The organism is Streptomyces sp. NPDC044064 (genome assembly GCF_056434245.1).
Map to the genome: position 1 here is coordinate 415,802 of NZ_JBWKFN010000003.1, position 19,055 is coordinate 434,856.

General features: G+C 75.6%; 9 protein-coding genes. All 9 read left to right on the forward strand.

The annotated features are described in order from the left end of the window. Positions 1–58: 58 nt before the first annotated feature. The 9 genes from AC07DS_RS07385 to AC07DS_RS07425 all read left to right on the forward strand — a co-directional run bounded on the left by AC07DS_RS07385 (position 59) and on the right by AC07DS_RS07425 (position 19,039). Positions 59–5,083 (forward strand): amino acid adenylation domain-containing protein, encoded by a 5,025-nt coding sequence (locus AC07DS_RS07385; protein WP_479143470.1) that lies wholly within the window; start codon positions 59–61, stop codon positions 5,081–5,083. Further along, a complete protein-coding gene (locus AC07DS_RS07390; RefSeq protein WP_479143472.1) occupies positions 5,080–11,559 on the forward strand; it encodes an amino acid adenylation domain-containing protein in 6,480 nt (2,159 codons plus the stop codon). Before AC07DS_RS07385 ends, AC07DS_RS07390 begins: the two co-directional genes overlap by 4 nt. A gap of 5 nt (positions 11,560–11,564) precedes the next feature. Next, the gene (locus AC07DS_RS07395; protein WP_145884408.1) at positions 11,565–12,533 is read left to right on the forward strand and encodes an ornithine carbamoyltransferase; all 969 of its coding nucleotides are present in this window, start codon (positions 11,565–11,567) and stop codon (positions 12,531–12,533) included. A gap of 50 nt (positions 12,534–12,583) precedes the next feature. Further along, positions 12,584–13,906: an MFS transporter gene (locus AC07DS_RS07400; protein WP_479143474.1), complete on the forward strand. Its 1,323-nt coding sequence runs from the start codon at positions 12,584–12,586 to the stop codon at positions 13,904–13,906. A gap of 108 nt (positions 13,907–14,014) precedes the next feature. Further along, the gene (locus tag AC07DS_RS07405) at positions 14,015–14,806 is read left to right on the forward strand and encodes a Tat pathway signal sequence domain protein (protein WP_479143475.1); all 792 of its coding nucleotides are present in this window, start codon (positions 14,015–14,017) and stop codon (positions 14,804–14,806) included. A 42-nt stretch (positions 14,807–14,848) separates the two neighbouring features. Continuing rightward, a complete protein-coding gene (locus tag AC07DS_RS07410; RefSeq protein WP_479143477.1) occupies positions 14,849–16,048 on the forward strand; it encodes an inositol-3-phosphate synthase in 1,200 nt (399 codons plus the stop codon). Continuing rightward, complete coding sequence (locus AC07DS_RS07415) at positions 16,045–17,496, forward strand: SCO3242 family prenyltransferase (protein ID WP_479143478.1); 1,452 nt, start codon at positions 16,045–16,047, stop codon at positions 17,494–17,496. Before AC07DS_RS07410 ends, AC07DS_RS07415 begins: the two co-directional genes overlap by 4 nt. Continuing rightward, positions 17,493–18,383 carry a sugar phosphate isomerase/epimerase family protein gene (locus tag AC07DS_RS07420; RefSeq protein ID WP_479143479.1) on the forward strand — a complete coding sequence of 297 codons (891 nt, stop codon included), beginning with the start codon at positions 17,493–17,495 and terminating at the stop codon, positions 18,381–18,383. The genes AC07DS_RS07415 and AC07DS_RS07420 overlap by 4 nt, the downstream gene beginning before the upstream one ends. Then, complete coding sequence (locus tag AC07DS_RS07425) at positions 18,380–19,039, forward strand: EboA domain-containing protein (RefSeq protein WP_479143481.1); 660 nt, start codon at positions 18,380–18,382, stop codon at positions 19,037–19,039. Before AC07DS_RS07420 ends, AC07DS_RS07425 begins: the two co-directional genes overlap by 4 nt. Positions 19,040–19,055 lie beyond the last annotated feature (16 nt).

The window sequence follows — 19,055 nt, forward strand, 5'->3', positions numbered from 1 at the left end:
CACTCCACGCCGAGCCCCTTCCGGTGCCGACCCCGAAGATCCCGATGGAGGAGAGATCGTGAACGAGCCTGCGAAGTCGGGACGTGTCCCCGGCCGTCTGCTGCTCCCCGCACTGTTCGCGGCCCAGGCCGCGCGCACGCCGGATGCGCCCGCCGTTCTGCGCGCCGATGGAAGCGCCGTCCGTTACGCCGAACTTGCCGAGCTGGCCGGGCGCGTCGCCGCCCGGCTGCGGACGGCCGGGGTGCGGCCCGGCGACTTCGTCGGCGTGTGCCTGCGGCGCGGCCCGGAGCTGCTCGCCGCGCTGCTCGGGGTGTGGCAGGCGGGCGGCGCGTACGTGCCGCTGGACCCGCAGCACCCGGCGGCCCGACTGGAGGCCGTGCTGGAGGACACCGCCCACCCGGTCGTGCTCACCGAGCGCGCCACCGAGGACCGGCTGCCCGCCTCCGCCCGGCACCGGATCTCCGTGGAGTCCGTGGACCGCGAAGCGCCCTACGAGAGCGTGGAGTTCGCCGCCGACGGCGACCGGCCCGCCTATGTGCTGCACACTTCAGGCTCCACCGGCCGGCCCAAGGGCGTTCTGGTGCCGCACGGCGGTATCGCCAACCGGGTGCGCTGGCTGGCCCACCGGCACAAGCTGGGTGCCGGCGACCGGATGCTGCTGAAGACCACGATCGGATTCGACGCGGCCGGACTTGAGCTGTACGCCCCGCTCGTCTCCGGCGGTGCGGTCGTGCTCGCCTCCGAGGGCGCCGAGCGCGACCCGGCGGCGCTGCTGCGGACGGTGGCCGACAGGGGCGTAACGATCCTGCAGGGGGTGCCGTCCCTGTACCGGCGGCTCGTCGAGGAGCCGGGCTGGGAACGGGCCGGCAGCCTGCGCCTGCTGTTCAGCGCGGGTGAGCCGCTGCACGCCGAGCTGTGCCGGGCGATCGCCGAGCGGGCCCCCGGCGCCGAGATCTGGAACACCTACGGACCCACCGAGGCGTCCGTCGACATCACCGAGCACCGCTGGGACCAGGCTCAGGACACCGGCGCGGTGCCGATCGGGCGGCCCATCGGCAACATGCGGGTGGTCGTGCTCGACCCGGCGGGCCGTCCCGTCCCGGTCGGCGTCCCCGGCGAGCTGCACGCCGGTGGCGTCGGCCTCGCCCTCGGCTACCTCGGCCGCCCCGGCCAGAGCGCCGAACGCTTCGTGCCCGACCCGCACCGCCCCGGCGAGCGCCTCTACCGCACCGGCGACCGGGTGCGCTGGCGGGCCGACGGCACGCTGGAGTACCTCGGGCGCCTCGACCACCAGGTCAAGGTCAACGGCGTGCGCATCGAGCCCGGCGAGGTCGAGGCCGCGCTCGCCGCCCACCCCTGGGTGCGGGCCGCCGTCGCCGCCGCAGTGCCGGACGGCACCGGCGGCCACCGGCTCGTCGCCTGGGTGCAGTCCCGAGGCGAGGCGCTGCGCCCGCAGGAGCTGCGCGCCTTCCTGCGCGGCTCGCTGCCCGACCCGCTGGTGCCGACCGCCTACGTCCCGGTCACCGAGTTCCCGCTCACCCCCAACGGCAAGGTCGACCGGTCCGCGCTGCCCGACCCCGCCGACACCCCCGCCGACACCGCGCACGTGCCGGTGCGCAACCCCGCCGAGCGGGCGGTGGCCGAGGAGTGGGCGCGGCTGATCGGCACCCCGGCCGACGAGATCGGCGCGCTGCACGACTTCTTCCAGCTCGGCGGCTCCTCGCTGATGCTCAACAAGCTCGCTGCCGGACTCTCCCAGGCCGCGGGCCGCACCATCCCGGCGACGGCCCTGCTCACCGCGACCACCGTGGAGCAGCAGGCCGGCCTGCTCACGGCCCGTTCCGAGGGCGCGGCACCGGCCGCCGACGAGCCCGTGGGACCCGTGCCGCGCGACCCGCAGGGGCTGCCGCTCTCCCCGGGTCAGCAGGGCATGTGGCTGCTGGACCGGCTCCGCCCGGGCAGCGCCGAGTGGAACGCGCCCGTCTTCCTCACCCTGCCCGCCGTCTACGACGACAGCACCCTGAGCAGGGCGCTGACCGCCCTCGCCGAGCGGCACGAGATCCTGCGCACCCGGTACGCCCTGCGCGGCGCCGAGCCGGTGCAGATCGCCGACCTGCCCGCCGAGTGGGAGCTGCGCACCGTCCGCGCCGACACCCCCGAGGAACTGAACGCCCTGGTCGCCGAGGAGTTCACGCTCCCCTTCGACCTCGCCCGCGGACCGGTGCGCCGGGCCCTCGCGGTGCGCGGGCGCGGCACCCTCGCCGTCGTCCTGAGCATCCACCACATCGCCTGCGACGGCTGGTCCTCCGTCGTCCTGGAACGCGACCTCAGAGCGCTCGCCGAGGCCGCCCACACCGGCACCGACGCCCGGCTGCCCGAGCTGCCCGTGCAGTACGCCGACCACGCCGTGCACCGGCGCCGCCGCCTCACCGAGGACTTCGTCGCCGCCGAACTGGATTACTGGAAGGACCGGTTGGACGGCATCCTGCCGGTCGAGCTGCCCACCGACCGGCCCCGCCCGGCCACCCGGGACGCGGCGGGCAGAGCCCACGTGTTCACCGTGCCCGCCCTGCTCGCCGAGCGGGCCGCCGCCCTCGGCCGCAGCTGCGGGGCCACCCTGCAGCAGACGCTGCTCACCGCCTTCGCCGCGCTGGTCGCCCGGTACACCGGCAGCTGGGACATCCCGGTCGGGGTGCCCGTCGCCGGCCGGAGCGGCCCCGAGGTCGCCGACGTGGCCGGCTACTTCCTCAACACGCTGGTGCTGCGCTGCGACGCGGACGCCGACACACCGTTCCGGGACGCGCTGGTGCGGGTGCGGGACACCGCCCGGGAGGCCTTCGCCCACTCGGAGCTGCCCTTCGACCGGCTCGTGGAGGAACTCGACGACACCCGCGACCCGGCCCGCACCCCGCTCTACCAGGTGATGTTCGACCTGCACGAGGAGGGCCGCACCGGCACCGCCGTCGGTGCCGCCGACGCCGAGGCCTTCCGCGGAGCCTGGAGCACCGCGCGCACCGACCTCACCCTGGTGCTCCAGCGCCAGGCCGACGGTTCGCTGCTCGGCCTCGCCGAGTACGCCACCTCGCTGTTCGACGCTGCCACGGTCGAGCGCCTCACGGACTGCTGGGTCCGGCTGCTGGAGTCCGTCACGGACGACCCGGCGCGCCGCCTGCGCGAGGCCGACATCCTGCCGGCGCCGCTGCGCGCCGAACTGCTCGCGAGCGGCCGCGGCAGGCCGGAACCCGGCGCGGACACCGTCGCCGGCACCACCGTGCACGCGGCGATCGCCGCCTCGGCCCGCCGGGCGCCCCAGGACACCGCGCTGGTGTGCGGCGGCGAGAGCTGGACGTACGCGCGACTGGAGCGCCGAGCGGAGGAGTTCGCCGCCCGGCTGCGGGGGCTGGGTGGCGGACCCGACACGGTCGTCGCCGTCATGCTGGGCCGCAGCCCGGACCTGGTGGCCGCGTTCCTGGGCGCCTGGAAGGCGGGCGCCGCCTACGTCCCGCTGGACCCGGCCGCCCCCGACGAGCGCACCCTCCACGTCCTCGCCGACTCCGGCGCACAGGTGCTCGTCACCGACGCCGCGGGCGCGGAGCGGCTGGCGGGGCGCCACGAGGTGGCCGTACTCGCCGTGGACGTGGGTTTCGCCGACGCCGCCGTGGCCGCCGTACCCGAGGCGTACGACGACCCCGACCGCCTCGCCTACGTCATGTACACCTCGGGCTCCACCGGCCGCCCCAAGGGCGTCGCCGTCGCCCACCGCTCGCTGCTCGCCATGCTGCGCGCCTCCCAGGCCCACCTCGACTTCGGGCAGGGGCCGGACGACGCCTGGCTGGCGCTCGCCCAGGTGACCTTCGACATCTCCTGCACCGAGCTGTTCATGCCGCTGGTCGCCGGCGGCCGGGTCGTCCTGGCCCGGGAGCGGGAGCAGCAGGACCACGCGGCCCAGCTGCGGCTCATGGACCGGCACGAGGTCAGCCACCTCCAGGTGGCCCCGCCGCACTGGCAGATGCTGATCGACGCGGGCCTCGGCCACCGCCCGGTCGTGGGCCAGACCGGCGGCGAGCCCTGCCCGCCCGTGCTCGCCCGCGAGCTGTCCCGCCGTCTGATGCGGTTCATCAACGAGTACGGGCTCACCGAGACCACCATCGCCGCGACCCGCTGGGACGCCGACGACACCGCCACCGCGGTCCCCGTCGGCCACCCCTACCCGCATGTCACCGCCCGCGTCCTGGACGCGGACCTGCGGCCCGTGCCGTACGGCGTCACCGGCGAACTGTGCGTCGGCGGCACCGGACTGGCCCTCGGCTACCACGCCCGGCCCGCACTGACCGCGGCCGCTTTCGTGCCCGACCCGTACGGCGCACCCGGCGCGCGCCTCTACCGCACCGGCGACCGGGCGCGGATGCGGCCCGACGGCACCCTGGAGTTCGCCGGCCGCGCCGACGGCCAGGTCAAGATCCGCGGCCGGCGGGTGGAGACCGGAGAGGTGCAGGCGGTGCTCGCCGAGCACCCGGCCGTCGCCCAGGCCTTTGTCACCGTCCACACCGGTGGCTCCGAGGCGGCGCTGGTCGGCTACTTCACGCCCGCCCCCGGCACCGGGGCGCCCGCCGAGAGCGAGCTGCTCGACCACTGCGCGCTGCGGCTGCCCGACTACATGCTGCCCGCGCTGCTGGTCCGCATGGAGCGGCTGCCGCTCACCCGCCACAACAAGGTGGACACCGCCGCGCTGCCCGTGCCGGACCTGGCCGCGGCCCTCGCCGACGAGCCCTACAGCCCGCCCGAGGGCCCGGTCGAGGAGGCGCTCGCCGAGATCTGGGCCGAGGAGCTGTACGGGCCCGGCTCCACCCGCCGGGTCGGCGCCCGCCAGGGCTTCTTCCGGATCGGCGGCAACTCCGTGAAGGCGGCCCGGGTCATCGCCCGCATCCAGGAGGAGTTCGACGTGGAGCTGCCCCTGCGGGCCGTGTTCGAGCGGCCCACCGTACAAGGCCTCGCCACCGCCGTCGAAGAGGCCGTACGCGCCGAGATCGAATCGCTCACCGAGGCCGAACTGGCCCACGCCCACCGGGAGTTCCAGCCGTGACCGCACCCACCGCGCCCACCCAGGAAGAGCTGCGGGCCGAACTGCTGCGCCGCCGGCTCGCCGCCCGCAGGGGCACCGCCCGGCCGCAGCAGGCCGCGATCCCGCCCGCCGACCGCACCCGCCCGCTCGCCCTGTCCGCGGGCCAGCGCCAGCTGTGGTTCCTGCACCAGCTCGACCCGGACAGCCCGGAGTACCTGCTCCCCATGGCGTACCGGCTGCGCGGCACCCTCGACGCGGACGCCCTGCGCCGCGCCGTCGACGCCCTCGCCGCCCGCCACGAGATCCTCCGCACCCGCTACGCCCTCGACGGCACAGAGCCCTGCCAGGTGATCGACCCGGCGGGTCCGGCGGACTTCGCCGTGACCGAGGCGGGCGGCGCCGACCCCGACGCGGCGGCCGTCGCCTTCACCGAGGCCGAGGCGGCGCGGCCCATCGACCTCGCCACCGAACACCCCCTGCGGGTACGGCTGCTGCGGCTCGCCGCGGACGACCACGTGCTGGTCGCGGTCGTCCACCACATCGCCTGCGACGCGATGACCCGTCCGCTGCTGCTGGCGGACCTGTCGGCCCTGTACACGGCCGCCGCGGCCGGGCGCGACCCCGGCGCCGAGCTGCCCGCGCCGCCCGTGCAGTACGCCGACTACGCGGCCTGGCTGGCCGGACGGCACTCCGGGGCCGCCGCCGAGCGCGGCCTGGACTGGTGGCGGGAGCGGCTGGCCGGCACCGGCCCGCTCGGGCTGCCCACCGACCGGCCCCGGCCCGCCGTACGGGACGGGGGCGGCGCCGCCGTCGGCTTCGACGTCGACGCCGCCGTCGCCGACCGGGTGCGGGCCCTGGCCCGGGAGACCGGCGCGACCCCCTTCATGGCCCTGCTCGGCGCCTGGCAGCTGCTCCTCGGCCGGTACGCCGGGAAGAGCGACGTGTGCGTCGGCAGCGCGGCCAGCGCCCGCACCCGGCCCGAGCTGCGGCGGATGGCCGGATACGCCTACAACACCCTGGCCCTGCGGGCGAGCTGGCGTCCCGAGGTGCCGTTCCGGGACTTCCTCACCGCCGGCCGCGGTGCCGTCCTGGACGCCTTCGACCACCAGGACACCCCGTTCGACCGGATCGCCGACGCGCTGGAGCCCGACCGGGACCTGTCCACCACCCCCGTCTTCCAGGTGATGTTCGACCTGGTCGACGGAGAGGGCGCCGACGGTCCCGAACTGCCCGGCGTGGTCACGGCCCCCGTCCCGGCATCCGGCCGGATCGCCCGCTTCGACCTCACCCTGCACCTGGCCGAGCGCGCCGACGGCTCCCTGCACGGCAGCCTGGAGTACGCCACCGCCCTCTTTGACACCGCCACCGCCGAGCGCATCACCGCCCACTACGGCGCGCTGCTCGCCGCGATCGCCGAGGCCCCCGACACCCCGGTGGCCGACCTGGACTTCCTCTCCGCCGCAGAGCGCGCCCTGCTCCTCGACGGCCCGGCCGAGCCCGTCGGCACCGGCCGGCCCCTCGACCTCACCGGCCTGCGCTCCGTGATCGAGACCATCGGCGACCAGATGGCGGCCACCCCGGACGCGGTGGCGATCCGGTACGCGGACACCGTCGTCGGCTACGCCGAACTCGACGCCCGCGCCGACCGGTTCGCCCGCCGGCTGGCCGCGCTCGGCGCCGGCCCCGAGGCCACCGTCGGCGTCCTGCTCGACCGCGGCCCCGACCTGGTCGCCGTGCTCCTCGGCATCTGGCGGGCCGGAGCGGCCTATGTGCCGATCGACCCGGCGTACCCGGACGACCGCATCGCCTACATGCTCGACCAGACCGCCGGCACGCTCGTGGTCACCGAGTCCCGGTACGCCGACCGCTTCCAGGGCGTGCGCCGGATCGTCGTCGACGACCCCGCCGAGCGGGCCGCGATCGAGACCGCCGACGCCGAACTCCCCGCCTCCCACGACCTCGACCGGCTCGCCTACGTCATCTACACCTCCGGCTCCACCGGCAGACCCAAGGGCGTGCAGATCACCCACCGCGGGCTCGCCAACTACCTGGGCTGGACCGTGCAGGCCTACGCGAGCGCCGGCACCGGGGGAGCACCGCTGTTCTCCTCGGTCGCCTTCGACCTCGGCGTGCCCGACCTGTACGCGCCGCTGATGACCGGGCAGTCCGTCCACCTGCTGCCGCAGGACCTCGACACCGCCGACCTCGGCGCCGCGCTCGCGGCGGGCGGCCCGTACGCCTTCATCAAGCTCACCCCGGGCCATCTGCACCTGCTCACCCAGCAGTTGACCGACGAGCAGATCGAGGCGCTGGCCGGTCTCGTCATCGCGGCCGGCGACTCCTTCACCGCACGGCTCGCCGAGCGGTGGGCGCAGGCCGCCGGACCGCACGGCACCCGGCTCGGTGCCGAGTACGGGCCCACCGAGATCACCGTCGGCAACTCGGCGTACTTCCTCGACGGACCCGTGGCCACCGAACTGGTCTCCATCGGGCGCGCCATCCCGCACACCACCATGTACGTCCTCGACGAGCGGCTGCGCCCGCTGCCGGTCGGCGTGCCCGGCGAGGTGTGGATCGGCGGCGTCGGGCTCGCCCGTGGCTACGCGGGCCGCCCCGGCCTCACCGCCGAGCGCTTCCTGCCCGACCCCTACGGCCCGCCCGGCGCCCGCCTCTACCGCACCGGCGACGTCGCCCGGGTGCTGCCCGACGGCAACCTCGACTTCCTCGCCCGCGTCGACCACCAGGTCAAGCTGCGCGGCTACCGCATCGAACTCGGCGAGATCGAGACCGCCCTCACCGCGCACCCCGCCGTCGCCGAGGCCGTCGCCCTGGTCCGCGAGGACACCCCGGGCGACCAGCAGCTCGTCGCCTACCTGGTGCCCGCCGAGGACGCCGACGAGGAGGCGCTCGCCCCGGCAGCGCTGCGCGACCGGCTCGGCGAGACCCTGCCGCCCTACATGGCGCCCACCGCCTACCTGCGGCTGGACGCGCTGCCGCTGACCGGCAACGGCAAGCTCGACCGGCGCGCCCTGCCCGCCCCGGGCCGGGCCGCGACCGCCGTCGGCGAACACGTCGAGGCCCGCGACGCCGACGAGCGGGCGATGGCCGCCGTCTGGGCCGAGGTGCTCGGCCTCGACACGGTCGGGGTGCACGACAACTTCTTCGACCTCGGCGGGGACTCGCTGCGCGCGGTCGCCCTGGTCGGGGCGCTCCGGGCGGCCGGCTGGGAGACCAGCGTGCGGGACGTCTTCGAGCACCGCACCGTGGCCCGGCTGCGTGCCGCGGTGCCCCGCGACGGCTCCGCCGGCCAGGGCGGCTTCGTGCCCGTCGAGCCGTTCGCGATGACCGGCGCCGCCGACCGGGCCGCGCTGCCCGCCGACGTCACCGACGCCTATCCGATCTCCCGCATCCAGGCCGGCATGCTGATCGAGATGCACGGCGGCAGCGGCGAGAACCGCTACCACAACATCACCTCCTTCCGGATCCGCGACGACCTGCCCTTCGACCCGGACGCCTTCCGCCGCGCCACCGATCTGATCACCGGGCGGCACGAGGTGATGCGCACCTCCTTCGCCCTGTCCGGCTACTCCGAGCCCCTCCAACTGGTGCACGCCGCCGCGACCATGCCGGTCGTCCACGAGGACCTGCGCCACCTGCCCGAGCAGCAACGCCAGACCGCGCTCTGGGAGTTCGCCGACCGCGACCGGGCCGAGCTGTTCGACCTGGCCCGGGCGCCGCTGATGCGGATGGCGGTGCACCTGCTCGACGACGAGAGCTGGTGGCTGTCGATCACCGAGTGCCACCCCGTCATCGAGGGCTGGAGCTACCACTCCCAGCTGATGGAACTCCTGCGCGCCTACAACGAACTGCGCCAGGGCCGCGAACCCGCCCCGGCGCCGCCGAGGCCGGCCGTCCGCTACGCCGACTTCATCGCCGCCGAGCTGCACTCCCTCTCCGACCCCGCCGACCAGGAGCACTGGCGCGGGATCGTCGAGGGGTACGAGAAGTTCACCGTGCCCGCGGGCTGGGCCGGCGACCCCGAGGGCCCCGACGAGCGCTACCGCCTCGACCTGCCGCTCGACGAACTGGAGCCGGGACTGCGGGCGCTGGCGACCGCGGCCGAGGTGCCGTACAAGAGCGTGCTGCACGCCGCGCACAGCAAGGTGCTGTCGCTGCTCACGCCCGCCCGGGCGTTCCGCGGCGGCATGGTCGCCGACGCCCGGCCCGAACAGGCAGGCGCCGAGACGGTCTCCGGCATGTACCTCAACTCGGTGCCCTTCCCGTACGAGCGGGGCGCCCGCAGCTGGGGCGAACTGGCCCGGCAGGTGTTCGCGCACGAGGTGGCGCTGTGGCCGCACCGGCGGTTCCCGATGCCCGCGATGCGGGTGCCCGGCGGTGAACGGCACCTGATCGACGTGCTCTTCCACTACCTGGACTTCCACCAGGTCGACACCGAGCTGATCGACATCATGGCCAGCCGCGACGACAGCCCCAACGAGTTCCCCGTCGTCGTCGGCACCCCGGTGCGCGGCCACCTCTCCCTCGCCTCCCGCACCCGCACCCTCTCCCGCGCCGCCGCCGACCGGCTGCTGAGGCTGTACCAGGCCGTGCTCACCGAGATGGCCCGGGCGGGCGCCGACGGCGACAGCACCGGCGCCTTCCCGGACGCCCACGAGCGCGCCCGCCTCAAGGCGCCCGCGCTGCCCCACCCCGACACCCCGGCGGACACCCTGGCCGCCTTCGAGGCGCAGGCCGCCCGCACCCCCTGGGCGACCGCCCTGCACGGCACCGGGTTCACGGTCTCCTACGACGACCTCGACGCCCGCGCCAACCGTGTCGCCCGCCGGCTGCGCGCCCTCGGCGCCCGCGCGGAGACCCGCGTCGCGGTGCTCCTGGACCGCGGCCCCGACCTGGTCGCCGCGCTGCTCGGGGTGTGGAAGGCGGGCGCCGTCCAGGTGCCGGTCGACCCGTGCACCCCCGACGCGCGCATCGCGACGGCCCGCATCGAACTCGCCGTCACCCAGGCCTCGTACGCGGACCGGCTGCCCGCCTGTGACCTGGTGCTCGCCGAGGAGGCGGCGTACGACGGCGACGGCTCGCCGCTCGGCCTGCGGCACGACCCGGACCGGCTCGCCTACGTCCTGCACACCTCCGGCTCCACCGGCACCCCCAAGGGCGTCGAGGTGTCCCACCGGGCGCTCGCCCACTACCTCGACTGGGCCGTGCGCGAGTACGCGGCCGCCGGGAGCGGGGGAGCACCCTGGTTCACCCCGGTCGGCTTCGACCTCGGGATGCCCGCGCTGTACGCGCCGCTGATGACCGGGCAGCCGGTGCACGTGCTGCCGCAGCTGTACGAGACGGCCGACTTCGGGCCGCTGCTGCTGAGCCGGGCACCGTACTCCTTCGTCGGCCTGACCCCCGGCCATCTGGCCCTGCTGGAGCACCAGTTGGGCGACCGCGAGCTGGCCGGCCTGGCCGCGCTCGCGGTGTGCGCGGGCGACGCCTACCCGACGGCCCAGGCCGACCGGGTGGCCGCGCGGATCCGCACCGCCGCCGGGCCGGACGAAGGACACGGCATGGAGCTGGCCGCCGAGTACGGGCCCACCGAGGCCACCGTCGCGGCGACCTTCGGCCGGGTACGGGCCCGGTCCGGGCGCACGCTCGTACCGCTCGGCTCGGCGCTGCCCGGCGTCCTGGTCCGCGTCCTCGACGCCGGCCTCAGGCCCGTGCCCCACGGCGTCACCGGCGAGGTCTGGCTCGGCGGCGACGGGCTCGCCCGCGGCTACACCGGCCGCCCCGGCCTCACCGCCCTGGCCTTCGTGCCCGACCCCTACGGCCTGCCCGGCACCCGCCTGTACCGCACCGGAGACCTGGCCCGCCGGCTCGCCGACGGCACCCTGGAGTTCGCCGGACGCGCCGACCAGCAGGTCAAGATCCGCGGCCACCGGGTCGAGCCCGGCGAGGCCGAGGCGGCCCTGACCGCCGACCCCGCCGTCCGGGACGCACTCGTCAGCGCGGTACCGGCGGCCGACGGCGGCCGGCGCCTCGCCGCCTGGGTGGTGCCCGCGGACGGGCACCCGGTGGAGACGGCGGCGCTCCGCGACCGGCTGCGCACGGTCCTGCCCGCGGCGCTGGTCCCGGCCACCGTCACGGTCGTCGACACCCTCCCGCTCACCACGCACGGCAAGCGCGACCGCGGCCCCCTGGCCGAACGCGCGGCCACCGCGGCCGCCGTCCACCCCTACGCCCCGCCGCGCACCCCGACCGAGCAGCGGCTCGCCGCGGTGTGGGCCGAGGTGCTCGGTCTCGAACAGGTCGGCGTCCAGGACGACTTCCGCGACCTGGGCGGGGACTCGCTGCTCGTGCCGCCGCTGCTGGTGGCGGCGCGGCGGGCGGGACTCGCGCTGGATCTGCCCATGGCACTGCGCCACCACACCATCGCCCGGTTGGCCGCCGCGCTGGACGAGCGCGCCAACGACTCGAACAGGGAAGGCTGATCCTCATGGACGTCCGCACGGACGGGCGCCGCGTGCGCCATCTCGTCTCCATCGACGACCTCACCGACCCGGAGCTGCACCACGTCGTGGAGCGCGGCGCCGAGTTCTCCGCCGGGCTCGCAGGCCCGGTCCGACCGCTGGCCGGGCTGGTGGCCGGCGTCTACTTCGCCAAGACCTCCACCCGCACCCGGACCGCCTTCTCCTCGGGCGCGCTGCGGCTCGGCGCCTCCCTCATCGCCTACGGCCCCGGCGACCTGCAGCTCAACACCGGCGAGACCACCGAGGACACCGGCCGCGTGCTCTCCGGCATGCTCGACGTACTGGTCGCCCGCACCGCGGGACCGGAGGCCGAGCTGCGCGGGTGGGCGAGCCAGCACCGGATGGCCGTGGTCAACGCCATGAGCGCCGAGGAACACCCCACCCAGGCACTCACCGACCTGACCACGCTGCTGCGGCACTTCGGCCGCATCGAGGGCCTGCGCGTCCTGTACGTCGGCGAGGGCAACAACACCGCGGCCGCCCTGGCCCTCGCGCTCACCCGGTACCCGGCCGTCGACTTCGAGGTGCGCACCCCGCGCGGCTACGGCCTCACCCCCTCGATCCTGGAGCGGGCGCGGGCGAACGCGGCCCGCACCGGCGCGCGGATCACCGAGCGGCACGACATGGCGGCGCTGGAGGGGGCGTACGACGTCGTCTACACCACCCGCTGGCAGACCACCGGCACCAGCAAGCCGGACGCGAACTGGCGGGAGATCTTCGCCCCGTTCCAGGTCACCCAGGACCTGTGGCGGACCAGCCCGCGCGCCGTCTTCATGCACGACCTGCCCGCGCACCGCGGCGAGGAGGTCACCGCCGACGTCCTGGACGGCCCGATGAGCATCGCCTTCGCCCAGGCCACCAACAAGATGCACAGCGCCATGGCGGTCCTGGAACACGTCCACGCCCCGGCGCAGGTCCCGCTGGCCGTCCGATGAGCGGGACCGCACGACGGACAGCCGTCGATCCGGCGGAAGTGCCTTGGCTGATGGCGGAGGAGAGGCAGGAGAGGCAGGAGAGGCAGGAGGGAGAGGCGGGGGGAGCTGAGAGCACCATGACGGTGACCGACGAGATCTCCGCCGGACCCGCCCCTCTGCCCCTGCGGCAGAACCGGGACTTCCGGCTGCTGTGGGGCGGCGCCGGGCTCTCGCTGCTGGCCGGGCGGGCCACCGCCGTGGCCTATCCGCTGACCGTGCTGTGGGCGACCGGGTCGCCGGGCGACGCCGGGCTCGTCGGCACCGCGCTGCTGCTGCCGCAGCTGGTGATGCAGCTGCCGGGCGGCGCGCTCGTGGACCGCTGGGACCGGCGGCGGGTCATGGTGGCCGCCGGACTCGGACAGGCCCTGGTCACGGGGCTGGTCATGGCGCTGCTGCTCAGCGGGCGCACCTGGCTGTGGGCGCTGCTCGTCGCCGCTTTCGCCGAAGGGACGCTCGGGGTGCTGCACCAGCTCGCCGAGCGGGCCGCCGTACCGAGCGTGGTCCCCGCCGAACAGCTGCCGGCCGCACTGACCGGCAACGAGGCCCGCACGCGCGGGGCCGCGATCGCCGGGCAGCCGCTGGGCAGCGGACTGGTCGGACTGGGTGCGTCCCTGCCGTACGCGGCCGCCGCCGTCGCCCAACTCGCCTCGGTGCTCTGCCTGTTCGGCATCCGTGGGCGGCTCCAGCAGGAGCGGGCCGCACCGCCGGCGAAGATCGGCACCGAGATCCGCGAGGGCCTGGTGTGGATGTGGCGGCAGCCCTTCCTGCGGGCCGTGATGACCGCGGTCGCCGTCACCAACGTCCTGTTCCAGGGCCTCAACCTGGCCGTGATGACCGGCATCCAGGACCACCACGGCACCCAGTTCGAGGTGGGCCTGGTGCTCTCGCTGAGCGGCGCCGGGGGACTGGTCGGAGCCCTCACCGGCGGCTGGTGGCAGCACCGGCTGCGGCTGCGCACCCTCGTCCTCGGCGGACTGCTCGCCTGGACCGCGCTCATGGCCCCGGTCGCCGCGGCACTGCACACGCCCGTGCTGCTCGGCGCGCTGTTCGCGGCCAGCGGCTACGTCGGCGGGGTCTTCAACGTGGCGGGCGGCGTCCTGCTGGTGCGGGCCGCCCCCGACCGGATGCGCGGCCGCGCCAACTCCCTCGCCAACCTGGTCGGTTCGGGCGCCATGGCGGCGGGACCGGTCGCCGCCGGCTTCCTGCTGGAGGCCACCGGCCCGGTCCGCTCGGTGCTGGCGCTCAGCGCGGTCATGGCTTTCACGGCCGTCTGCGCCCTGCTCTCCCCGGGCCTGCGCAAGGCCCCCTACCCCGAGTCCGACAGCCCCTCCTGACCTGCGGATTCCCGGTATAGGCCGCCGATAGGGCGGACCTGGAAAGTCGTACCAAGGAAACCTTCGGCCCTCGCCGACGAAACGCTTCGCCCCTCGTAAGGAGAACCCATGTCGCTCAACACCCTGGACCGGAGGGGCGCGCTGCGGGCCGCCCTCGGCGTGGCGGGCGCGGCCGCCGCCGCGACGCTGATCGGCGCGGCGCCGGCCTCGGCCGCTCCCAAGCGCTGCCACCCGTCCCTGCCGGACGTGCCGGGCATGGTCGGCGACCGCTGGGCCAACGAGTTCTGGTACCAGTACGACGAAATGTCCTACTACACCCCCTCGCAGGAGATGAAGGACGCCGTCACCGCCATCACCACCCCGTTCGGCGGCTTCACCAAGACCTACGACGCCTGGCTCGCCACCCGCAAGGGCGGCCGCTATCCGCGCAGCTTCCTCGAGCTGATCCAGCCCAACAAGGACGCCTTCGAGGTCCTGTCGCGCAACCAGCTCGCGGTCTACGACCAGTTCTACGGCCGTGACCCGCGCGGACTGGTCTTCGCCTTCCAGGAGTTCGGCCAGGGCACGCTGTTCGACCCGCGCCGCCCGGTCGGCCAGAAGGTCCACATGATGAACTACACGCCGCCGGAGCCCACGCACGCCTACCACCGCTGGCACCCCTTCCTCGCCGGCTTCGCGCTGCTCGGCATCGAGCGCCACTGGTGGACCCACGTCAACCGGCTCGCGGGCGCCGCCTGGGAGCTGCAGTCGCTGGCCCAGCCGATCACGGACCACACCGACAACCCGCACCTGCCGAAGCACACCGTGCGCCACATCACCGCCAAGTGGCTGCGCCGGGACCGCGACGAGCTGGACGCGGCCTTCGACATCTCCCCGTTCCCGGCCGACCTCGGCAAGTAGCCCTCGTTCCGTACGGCACCACCAGCAGGAGGCAAGCTCACCATGCAGGACACTGACCGCTCCCCCGGAACCTCCCCCCGCGTCGGCGTCTGGCTGGTCGGCGCCCGTGGCTCGGTCGCGACCACCGTGGTCGCCGGCACAGCCGCGATCGCCGCTGATCTGGCCTCCGCGACCGGATGCGTCACCGAGTCCCCCGTCTTCCGTGGCGCATCCCTGCCGGCCCTCGCCGACCTCGTGTTCGGCGGCCACGACATCGTCGACGTGCCGCTGTCGGCGAGGGCCGGCCTCCTGGCCGACGCGGGCGTACTGCCCGCCCGCGTCGTCGCCGCCGTACGGCCCGCCCTGGAAGCGGCCGACCGGGAGATCCGGGACGGCTCCCCGCGCGCGGGCGAACCCCAGTACACGACCGCCCGCAGGCTCGCCGCGGACATCGCCGACTTCCGTACCCGCCACGGACTTGCGCAGGTGGTGGTCGTGAACGTCTCCTCCACCGAGCCGCTGCCCGACCCCGACCCCGCCTTCCTCGATCTGGCCGACCTCGACAAGGCGCTGGCCACCAGCACCACCCTGCTGCCGCCCAGCTCCCTGTACGCGTACGCCGCCTTCCACGCCGGCTGCGCCTACGTCAACTTCACCCCGTCCGCCGGTGCCGTGCTGCCCGCCCTTGAGGAGCTGGCCCGGCTGCGCGGGGTGCCGCACGCGGGGCGGGACGGCAAGACCGGCGAGACGCTGGTCAAGAGCGCCCTCGCCCCGATGTTCGCGCAGCGCGCGCTGCACGTGCGCTCCTGGTCCGGCACCAACCTGCTCGGCGGCGGTGACGGCGCGACCCTCGCCGACCCGGCGGCGGCGCGCAGCAAGACCGAGTCCAAGCAGCGGGCCCTGGAGGAGACCGTGGGGCACGCGGTCGAGGGCCAGGTGCACATCGACAACGTGCCCGAGATGGGCGAGTGGAAGACCGCCTGGGACCACATCTCCTTCGAGGGCTTCCTCGGCGTCCGGATGTCGCTGCAGTTCACCTGGCAGGGCTGTGACTCGGCCCTCGCAGCGCCCCTGGTCCTGGACCTCGTCCGCCTCTCGGCCCTGGCCCACCGCCGCGGCGAGAGCGGCGCCCTGCCCGCCCTCGGCTTCTTCTTCAAGGACCCGGTGGCCTCGACGGAGCACAACCTGACCCTCCAGTACGGCGACCTCGTCACCTGGGCCGGTTCCGCCGAGCGGACCCGCTTGCCCGAGGGGGCACGGTGAGCACGACCCGGTTGTCCGGCCTGGGGCGGGCTGCGGTCACCGCGGTGACCGTGGCAGCCCTGGGCCGGGCCGTGGTGAGCACGGTGACGGCGGCCCGCCCGGCCCGCCCGGCCGGCTCCGGGGCCGCACCGTCCAGGCCCACGGCCCGGGAGGCCTCCTCGCCCCGGGCGCCCGGGCCCCGCGGCCCGCTCACCGACCTGGCCCGTGCGGCCAGGGAGGCGGCGCGGGCGGCGGGAAGCGCGTTCCGCGCGGCCCGCGGGGAAGCGGCGGCGCAGTCCGGTGTCTTCGGCGCCGGTGCCGCTGCCACCGCCCCTGACCGGGCGGGCGCCGATGCCACCGCCGGAACGGCCGCTCCCCGCCCGGGCCGGCCGTACGACACCGGATACCGCCCCCGCTCGGTCGCCCTGCGGCAACACGCCCGCGACGTAGCCGAGTTGGTGCGGGCGCCCGCCGCGCTGACCGTGCCCGGCGACGTGCTCGCCGGAGCGCTGGCCGTGGGGCGTCCCGCGGGCGGGCGGACGCTGCTGCTGGCCGCGTCCTCCGTCAGCCTGTACTGGGCCGGCATGGCACTCAACGACTGGGCGGACCGGGAGGAGGACGCGACGGAGCGCCCGGAGCGCCCCGTGCCGTCCGGCCGGATCGGCGCCGGGACCGCGCTCGGCATCGCCGCGGGACTCACCGCGGCGGGCCTCGGCCTGGGCGCGCTGGCCGGCGGGCGGCGGGTCCTGCTGCGCCGCACCCTGCCGCTCGCGGCCAGTGTCTGGGCGTACGACCTCGGCCTGAAGCGGACCCCGTTCGGTCCCCTGGCCATGGCGGCGGCACGCTTCCTCGACGTACTGCACGGCACGGGTCCCGCCCCGGCCGCCCCTGCCCTGCGCGCCGCGGCCACGGTGGGCCTGCACACCTGGGCGGTGACACGTCTCAGCCGCCACGAGGTGGACGGCGGGGCCGGCCACGAGCCGCTGGTGTCACTGGCGGTCACGACGGCGACGGTGCTGGGCGCGAGCGGTGCGGCCGCAGCGGTGCTCGGCTCACGCGGTGCGGCCGGTGCGGTCCGCGGACAGCCGGCGGCGCTTCGGATGCCGTCGGACGGCCCGGCAGCCCCGGCGACGCTCCGGCGGGGTTCCCCGCCGGTCGCGCACGCCGTCACCGCGGCCACCCTCCGCACCCGGCTCCCCTCGCTGCGCGCCCTGACGGCCCCCAGTACCTCCGTGCCCCTCCTCGCCTCCGCCGCCTACGCCACGACCTGCGCCCGCTCCCAGTGGGCCGCTCTGCGCACCCCGCAGGACCCCGCACGCGTCAGGGCCGCGGTCGGCGCCGGGATCCACGCGCTGCTGCCCCTGCAGTCGGCGCTGGTCGCGCGGGCCGGCGCTCCCCGGCTCGCCGTGGTCCTCGCCGCCGGCCTCCCGCAGGCGGCCCGACTCGCCAGGAAGGTGTCCCCGACATGACCGCCGGAGGCCTCCGATTCGGTTACGGCACCAACGGCTTCGCCGACCACCGGCTCTCCGACGCCCTCTCCGTCCTGGCCGGGCTCGGCTACGACGGTGTGGCCCTGACCCTCGACCACCAGCACCTCGACCCCTACGCCCCCGGCCTCGCACCCCGGGTCCGCCGCGTCGGCCGGGACTTGCGCCGCACCGGACTCGCCGTCGTCGTGGAAACGGGCGCGCGCTACCTGCTCGACCCGCTGCGCAAGCACCGCCCCACCCTGGTCAGCGCCGAACCCGAAGGACGTGCCGCGCGCCTGGAGCTGCTGCGCCGGGCCATCCGCGTCGGAGCCGAACTCGGGGCGGAGGCCGTGCACTTCTGGAGCGGTACGCCCGACCCCGGCACCACCCGGGAGCAGGCCTGGCAACGGCTGGAGGAGGGCTGTGCGCAGGCCCTCGCCGAGGCCGAGCGGGCCGGTGTCGACCTGGCCTTCGAGCCGGAGCCCGGCATGCTCGTCGAGGACCTCGCCGGCTACCGCCGCCTGCTGCGCGCCCTCGGTGGCCACGAGCGGTTCCGGCTCACCCTGGACATCGGGCACTGCCGCTGTCTGGAGCCCTGGCCCGAGGCCCGCTGCGTGGAGCTGGCCGCGGACCGGCTGGCCCACGTACAGATCGAGGACATGCGCCGCGGGGTGCACGAGCACCTGCCCTTCGGCGAGGGCGAGATGGACTTCCCGCCGATCCTCCAGGCTCTGCGCGCCGCCCGCTACACGGGCCTGGTCTCGGTGGAACTGCCCCGCCACAGCCACGCCGCGGCGACGACGGCCCGCCGAAGCATCGAGTTCCTGCACCGCACGGCCACGACGATCCATGCGTCCACACGCACCCCGAAGGAGGTAGCCGCATGACCGCCCCCACCCTCGCCCAAGCCCCCGCGCCCGTCCACGACGCCCTGACCGCCCGCACCCTGAAGGAGTCCCTCCTCTCCGTCCTGACGGAGCCGCAGCGCCGACGCCTCACCGAGGACACCGCGGCGGTCGGGGAGCAGGGCCCCACAGCCCTGAACCCCCGCTTCCCCGCGGCCGGCCGCCACTACGGCCGGGGGCCCCTCCCGGGCTGGGCCGACTGGCACGTGGAGGACGGCATCCGCGCCCTCTTCCTCATCGGTCTCCCGCTCGGCGGCGAGGAGCTGGCACAGGAGGCCGCGGCCCGCTACTGGGGCGGCGACGCGGCCGAGCGGCGCGGAGTGCTCCGTGCCCTCCCGTTCCTCCCGATCGGCGCCGCAGGCCTGCCCCTCACCGACGACGCCCTGCGCACCAACGACACCCGGCTCATCGCCGCCGCCCTCGGCCCCTACGCCCGTACCCACCTCGATCAGTACCGCTGGCGCCAGGCCGTCCTGAAGTGCCTGTTCACCGGCATCCCCCTGCGCACGGTCGCCGGCCTGCGCGACCGCCGGGACGCCGAACTCGCCCGCATGGCCCTGGGCTTCGCCGCCGAGCGCCGCGCGGCGTCCCGCACCGTGCCCGCCGACCTCTGGCTCATCGCCACCCCCGACAACTGACCGCACCCCCAACCCG